Source organism: Butyrivibrio sp. INlla16, from assembly GCF_900104155.1.
Taxonomy (GTDB): Bacteria; Bacillota; Clostridia; order Lachnospirales; family Lachnospiraceae; genus Butyrivibrio.
On record NZ_FMYB01000098.1, the window covers coordinates 1 to 6265 of the forward strand.

At 37.5% G+C, this 6265-nt stretch carries 5 protein-coding genes and 1 pseudogene; 3 read left to right on the plus strand and 3 right to left on the minus strand.

Features of this window, described 5'->3' with window-relative positions:
* Positions 1-115: pseudogene (locus BLR42_RS24295) on the plus strand (transposase); the annotation flags it as partial.
* Between the two features lie 75 nt (positions 116-190).
* Here the strand turns inward: BLR42_RS24295 and BLR42_RS24300 are convergent.
* Together BLR42_RS24300 and BLR42_RS24305 are read right to left on the minus strand one after the other, a co-directional pair.
* Positions 191-1063, minus strand: coding sequence for a hypothetical protein (locus tag BLR42_RS24300; protein WP_139165245.1), 873 nt, complete (start codon positions 1061-1063; stop codon positions 191-193).
* A gap of 110 nt (positions 1064-1173) precedes the next feature.
* Positions 1174-2361 carry an ATP-binding protein gene (locus BLR42_RS24305; RefSeq protein WP_091873640.1) on the minus strand — a complete coding sequence of 396 codons (1188 nt, stop codon included), beginning with the start codon at positions 2359-2361 and terminating at the stop codon, positions 1174-1176.
* Positions 2362-2717: 356 nt separating this feature from the next.
* On the opposite strand from BLR42_RS24305, the gene BLR42_RS24310 reads away from it, so the two are divergent.
* Complete coding sequence (locus BLR42_RS24310) at positions 2718-2855, plus strand: hypothetical protein (RefSeq protein WP_170832934.1); 138 nt, start codon at positions 2718-2720, stop codon at positions 2853-2855.
* 208 nt (positions 2856-3063) lie between these two features.
* On the opposite strand, the gene BLR42_RS24315 is transcribed toward BLR42_RS24310, so the two are convergent.
* A complete protein-coding gene (locus tag BLR42_RS24315) occupies positions 3064-3219 on the minus strand; it encodes a helix-turn-helix domain-containing protein (RefSeq protein ID WP_091873641.1) in 156 nt (51 codons plus the stop codon).
* Positions 3220-3752: 533 nt separating this feature from the next.
* Here BLR42_RS24315 and BLR42_RS24320 point away from each other — a divergent pair.
* Positions 3753-5921: a YDG domain-containing protein gene (locus BLR42_RS24320; RefSeq protein WP_091873643.1), complete on the plus strand. Its 2169-nt coding sequence runs from the start codon at positions 3753-3755 to the stop codon at positions 5919-5921.
* Positions 5922-6265: the final 344 nt, after the last annotated feature.

Below are 6265 nucleotides of genomic sequence, written 5' to 3' on the forward strand. Positions count from 1 at the left end.
GGATCACATACTCAATGCAATACGGCTGGGTATGAGCAATGCACGAATTGAGGCTACTAATAACAAAATCAAACTGATTGTCCGCAAGGCATATGGTTTTCGCAATATCCAAAACATGCTCGATATGGTCTACTTAGTATGCTCGGATTTGAGGATTCCACTTCCTAACAGAAAACCTCGAGGCGCAAGATCAGCATAAATGCTGGGGATGATGGCATTTTTCACCCACCATTACCCCTGAAGAGCCAAACATTTTGTCATATACCATATCAGTATCTACCTGATCGTATATCTTACAATCCTTGTCATCATCATACTCAAAACCACCACAGTCCAACTGGTTCACAATCATGTAGTCAGTATAGTCCTGGTACATTTTTAGTACAGAAGTCTTTCCGGACTTACAATTTGTTCCGTAATCGATAATTGAAAACTTTTTACCAAATAGCTTTTTACTGAACTTTAATATATTTATAGTGTCATTTCTGTTGAGATTCCCACAGAACATTTCATCACGGCCATGTCCTGAATATTTTATGACATAGCTGCTGCTATTGGATGTCCGTTCCTTTATCTTTTTAAAGAATGATTTGTACGCGGAAAGTCTTTTTTTACTATTAGTGCCCGGACTTGCTTCAGAGCTTTTTACCATATGCGTATCAAGGCAGCATTCCTCTCTGAAAGCACGCCAGCCTTTTTCATATTCCTTGTTGTTTCTTGTATCGTATTCAGGATGATTTTTGAAAAATTCATCGCTGGCATCATCGATGTTTCCCGGAAATTTATATAGACTAATGCGATCGTCCCAGATAACAACATCATATAACTCATATACATCTGAATCCTTATTGGGTACAGCATCCATGACTCCGCCCCAACCGTCATTAAATCCGCCAGTAGCATAAGATGTCCGGATTACTACAACCTTGTTGGAATTTGATATTATCCTATCCTTTGCTGAGGCAGCTGATACATTATGCCTGCAAAAAATAAAGCATGACATTGTCAGTAAAAGTAAAAATTGCATTATTATCCGCTGTTTAACAAATCCCTTTTTCATCACATACATTCCTCCCTGCAATCATAATGATATATATCGTAGTTGCCTTAAGCATACTGCGTTTCACCATTCATCAGTTTCATGGGTTGATTCTGGTGGGTGAAATTTATTCGTTATTTCTCAAGGTTTTCCATTAACAGGAAATCCTTAAATTTTATGTGTTTGACGTTACTTGTTGAATAATCAATGTCATCGTTGGTGATAAGGATTTTTGTATCTATCTGGCTAAGCCCACTAAAGGCAGACATTTCGCGCTGATATGCTTTATCTTCGGCAACACTGTAAGCAACCTGGATGAAGTACCTGTAATTGCCATTTTCAGCAAGGAAGTCAATCTCCCTGCCATTGTTGTCATAGACACTTACTTTGTAACCCATGTATATCAGCTCGTTATACACGATGTTTTCCATATTGTGAGTGATGTCATAGCGATTATTTGGGCACCTGATAGAGTTAAGGGCAACGTCACAGTTGTACAGCTTATGGCTGTTTTCAAGGACTTTCTTTGCTTTTTTTGAATACCGGTCTGCCTGATCTATGATATATGCCTCACTCAGATAGAAAATCCACTTCTGCACTGTGTTACTGCTGCACTGGTTATTGTTTCCTTTCATGTAATCGGCAATGGCTTTCGCCGAATAAATGCGTGAGTTGGATATCAGAACAAAGCTTGTGACTTTGCGGAATTCATTGGACTTTTGTATCTTATATCTGTTTATGATGTCATTTTCCACGATGGTTTTATCAAGATCGTTGAGATATATCCTGAGTTCTTCTTCACCTTGGAATTCAAGCCTTTTGGGGAAACCACCCCAAATGAGGTAATCGGAGATGGGTACCTCACGACCAAGTTCTTTTGCATATTCAAGGATTTCCTTATATATGAACGGGCGGATTCTGAAAGCAACATATCTTCCCGACAGTTCTTTTGTAAATTCCTTCGAAAGAAGTTTGGAATTTGAGCCGGCAATGAATACTGAGCAATCCCTTAAACGCAAGGTCTTGCAGGCATTCTGCCATCCATCTATTTCCTGTACTTCATCAAGAAATACATAGCAGAACCCATCCTTCCGGTTGTCTTCAACGTGTGTAACGATGTCCTGCCATTCCTGGATCTGCTCTGTTACGATACGGTCTTCAAAATTGAGATAGATGATATTAGCAGACTTTTCAGCGATTTCAGCTTTTATCTGCTTTAATATCTCTGATTTGCCGCATCTTCTTACTCCTGTAATGATCTTAATAAGGTCATTGTCATAGAAACTTCTTATTGGGGCGATATACTTTTCGCGTTTGATCATGGCAGCACTCCTTAATTTTAATTTCTACTGAGAATTTTATCATTAAAAGGAAAAATTCTCAATGGTAATTATATATTTGACACCACATGGAAAAATTCTCAATGAAATTATTGAAATGCAAAAATAATCATTGGATGCAGGATACGCTCGTTTATAGGCGGCGGATCCGTTAGAAGAGTAGGGGAATTGATAAGAGAAAAGGGTGATGAAAAGGATAATCGTATCTGCACGTCTGCATTGCTGCAGGTAAATACAGTCTTATAATTTGCACTTTTGAGTCTACATGCATATCGTTGATTGCTGTATGCTTATATTCATCAGAAATTATTGGCTGAAAAGTCGAAGGATAGAGGAAAGTGAAAGAAGTACTGCTTATAGCGCTGGTTATTTTTGGATATTCATTTGGAATACTGTTTTCTGTATATAAGATAGCAAAAGCGTTGATACTTACTGTAAAGTGCAACGTGGAAGTAGAAGGCACGCTGGTGTCATAAAAGCCTGGACAGAATTCACAGACTACAAAGAGTGTTTCTGACCAGGCTTTTAGCTTGAGTGTTCATCCTTCTACGCTAAGCTTAACTCTATCCAGCAAAGTTGGCAGCTTTAAGTATTTTTCGCTTGTGAAATAAGAAGGATAATAGTAGTCGCAGAATATTTTTTTAATATTCAGAAGTCCAATGAATTCGTCATCACGAACTAGCTCTACTGTATATTTATCTGTTTCCTGATCTCATTGGTTATGGAAGTAAGGTGCCTTCCCAGCAGGGCAGCTATCTTTTTTAGTGGCTGCTTCCTGACAATTCCAAGTGCGATCTTTTCCCTGTCTGCATCATTGATCCTTGGTACAACTTTTGACATACTTTCCTCCTGTTCTGAGCAGATTTTAAGAACATACAGGAATATTTTAGTCAAAGAATCAGCCGCTGACTCAAAAGTACATACACCGTCAAGTATAGAAATTTACTGGGGTTGCAAGGTTTTTATTTGTTGAAGATTTATGAAAGGGATAGCTCTTAGAATTTATCTGATTTATTAGTTCGAAGGACAGTTTTTATGTCTGAAGACTGGGTCAGCGATTATGAATACTAAAAAAATGTAGTTTGTCAAGTACGGAGTATGCATTAAGCTGTGCATATTCCGTAGTTTATACAGCAGCCTTTTCGTGTATAATTATATTGTTATTTTGTGTCCATCAGTCAGATGGCATAAGAAACCTGTGGGGGGATTTCAAAATTGAATACCATTATTAAGCAAAGAATAGTTTTAACGGACAGAAATGTCGTAACAGGCAATTTCATAGATTTTTATGGGTACAGTTTCGCATCTTAGGAAAGTGTTTTCTTAAGGTGCGTATTTATTATGTAAAAAATGTAGTAAGGAAGGGGAAAAACATGAAGAAACTAAAAAGTATTATTGAAAAGTTCGTATTAATGAGCTTTGTGGCATTTGCAGCTGCTCTATTTATACCGATTGGAGTATCTGCAAGTGTAACAGGTAGTGGGACAAAAAGCAGTCCTTACGTAGTAGATACATATAAAGATTTAAGTAATACTTTATATAAAGGAAAAAAGGACGAAACAATATATATAAGGCTGGGTGCTGATATTAGTAAATCAGGATATAATGGTAATGCGGAAGTTTATGATGATACAACTGTTTATTTGGATTTGTATGGGCATAAAATTGATGGTGCTAGCATTAGTTATGCATATGGTTATGGCATAATTGTTAAAGGTAATTTGATATTGAATGATACCAAAGGGGGAGGAAAGATTACACACTGTGGTGAAAGCGGTGTTTTTGTTTATGGATCGTTTACGATGAATGGTGGAACTATAACCAACAATTATGTAGGAATAAAACATGGTGACATCATTATGAATGGTGGAAGCATCAGTGATAATACGGGAATGGGTGTACTTCTTGAATTTAGTAAATTAACCATGAATGGCGGTGTTATCAGTGATAACCAAGGTGGTGGTGTATATGTGGGTGAATTTTCTTATTTTAATGTTTCTGGGAATTCTCGTGTTTATGGAAATACTAAAGATGGGACTTCACAAAATGTATATCTTGTTCCGGACAAAGAAGATGAAGAATTTGGAGGATATGAATATCGCGCTACGATGATTACTGTCACAGGACATTTGACAGGAAAAATTGGCGTAACATCGGATCAACATGAAATATTTGCAGAGGCAGCAAGTACTTATAATTACGGTAAACTTAATGAAAATGACCTTAATGCATTTTTTAGTGATAAGGGCTGTACTATTAAATTGAATTCTGACAAGAAAGGAATAGTTGTTGCTGAAATTCCCGACGACAAAGTCATTGTTAAAGGGAATCTGGTTTATGACAAAACTGATAAAAGCAGTGCGGTTTCGGTAACCGGATATAATAATGGTACTGATTACACCGTATCTTTCATGAAGGATGGTGTAACTGTACACCCGATCAATGCCGGAGAATATACGGCGATTGTGAAAGGAAAAGGTGTTTACGCAGGAAATGAAATCAGAAAAACACTCATTATAGAGAAAAAGCCGGTAAAGGTGACTGGAATTACAGGCAAGAATAAGGTTTATGATGGAACTAACATTGCAGAACTCGATTACAGTGGTGTAGTAATTGATGGTGTATTAAGCGGCGATAATGTATCCGTCACCGCCACAGGAAAATTTACTAACAAACATGCATCTGACCTTAAAAAGACTGTGTTAATATCTGATATTATTTTTACGGGGGCAAGTGGAAATAATTATGAGCTGACATCATCCGGAAGTCAGACTGAAACAACAGCATTTATAAGTAAGGCCGAAGCAGAGATTAAGGCTGAAGATAAGAGCAAGAAATTTGGTGAAAAGGATCCGAAGCTGACGGCTGTAGTAACACCTAAAAGTGCCGAGAACGAACTTGCATATGAACTGAAGAGAACAGAGGGAGAAAATCCCGGCGAATATGATATTTTTGTTATCCTTCATGGCGATAATAAAAATTATGATATTACAACACTAAAGGGTAAATTTAATATCACGGAAGTTGATTCATCAGGGGATTCCAAGTCAGATGAATCCAAGGCTCCTACTGTTGCAGACCCTGCAGCAGAGGCACACAAGGTTGGTGATATTGTAGCAGACGGCGGTGCATCCTACACCATTACATCAACAGAAAACGGAAAACAGACTGTTACATATGCAAAGCCTGAATCTGACACAGCAACAAGCGCTACAGTTCCGGAATCCATAACGGTTGATAACAAGGAATACAAGGTAACAGAGATTGCAGCCGGTGCTTTCAAAGGCAACAAGAAACTCAAGAAGATCACAATAGGAAAGAATATTGAGAAAATAGGCAGCAAGGCATTTTACAAATGTAAGAATCTTAAGAGTGTCAAGATCAAGACAACTGCACTTACAAAGAAGAGTGTAGGCGGAAGTGCTTTCAAGGGCATCCATCCTAATGCAAAGGTAAAGGTTCCCAAGAAGAAGCTTAAGGATTATCAGAAGATTCTTAAGTCCAAGGGCATCAAGGGAAAAGATCAGAAAATTTCAAAGTAATAACTCAAATTGAAAACCTCAGGACTTCATTTTTATATGAAGACCTGGGGTTACTATTCACGGTCTAATGATTGACTAAAAATATATAAGTGCTGATTGATGCAAGAGGTCGTAAACTCAGATTATGTCTGGGGTTACGGCCTCTCTGCATTTTGCACTAATTTCTGATTGAAAGTTTGTGGAAAATAATGGTACTATATAACTAAATAATACCAATACACGTATTGACATAAATATTGGTATGATATATAATAAATAGTACCAAGTACAGTTAAGGAGGTTGGATGAAAGATGTCGATAGTGAAGTACACAAACAAAAAGACTGGAATGATTGCCGTTTACGA

What these genes read in the sequence shown, in the direction of transcription:
- BLR42_RS24305 (WP_091873640.1), bottom strand. Translation starts at nt 2,361, where the DNA reads ATGATCAAACGCGAAAAGTATATCGCCCCAATAAGAAGTTTCTATGAC.
- BLR42_RS24315 (WP_091873641.1), bottom strand. Translation starts at nt 3,219, where the DNA reads ATGTCAAAAGTTGTACCAAGGATCAATGATGCAGACAGGGAAAAGATC.
- BLR42_RS24320 (WP_091873643.1), top strand. Translation starts at nt 3,753, where the DNA reads ATGAAGAAACTAAAAAGTATTATTGAAAAGTTCGTATTAATGAGCTTT.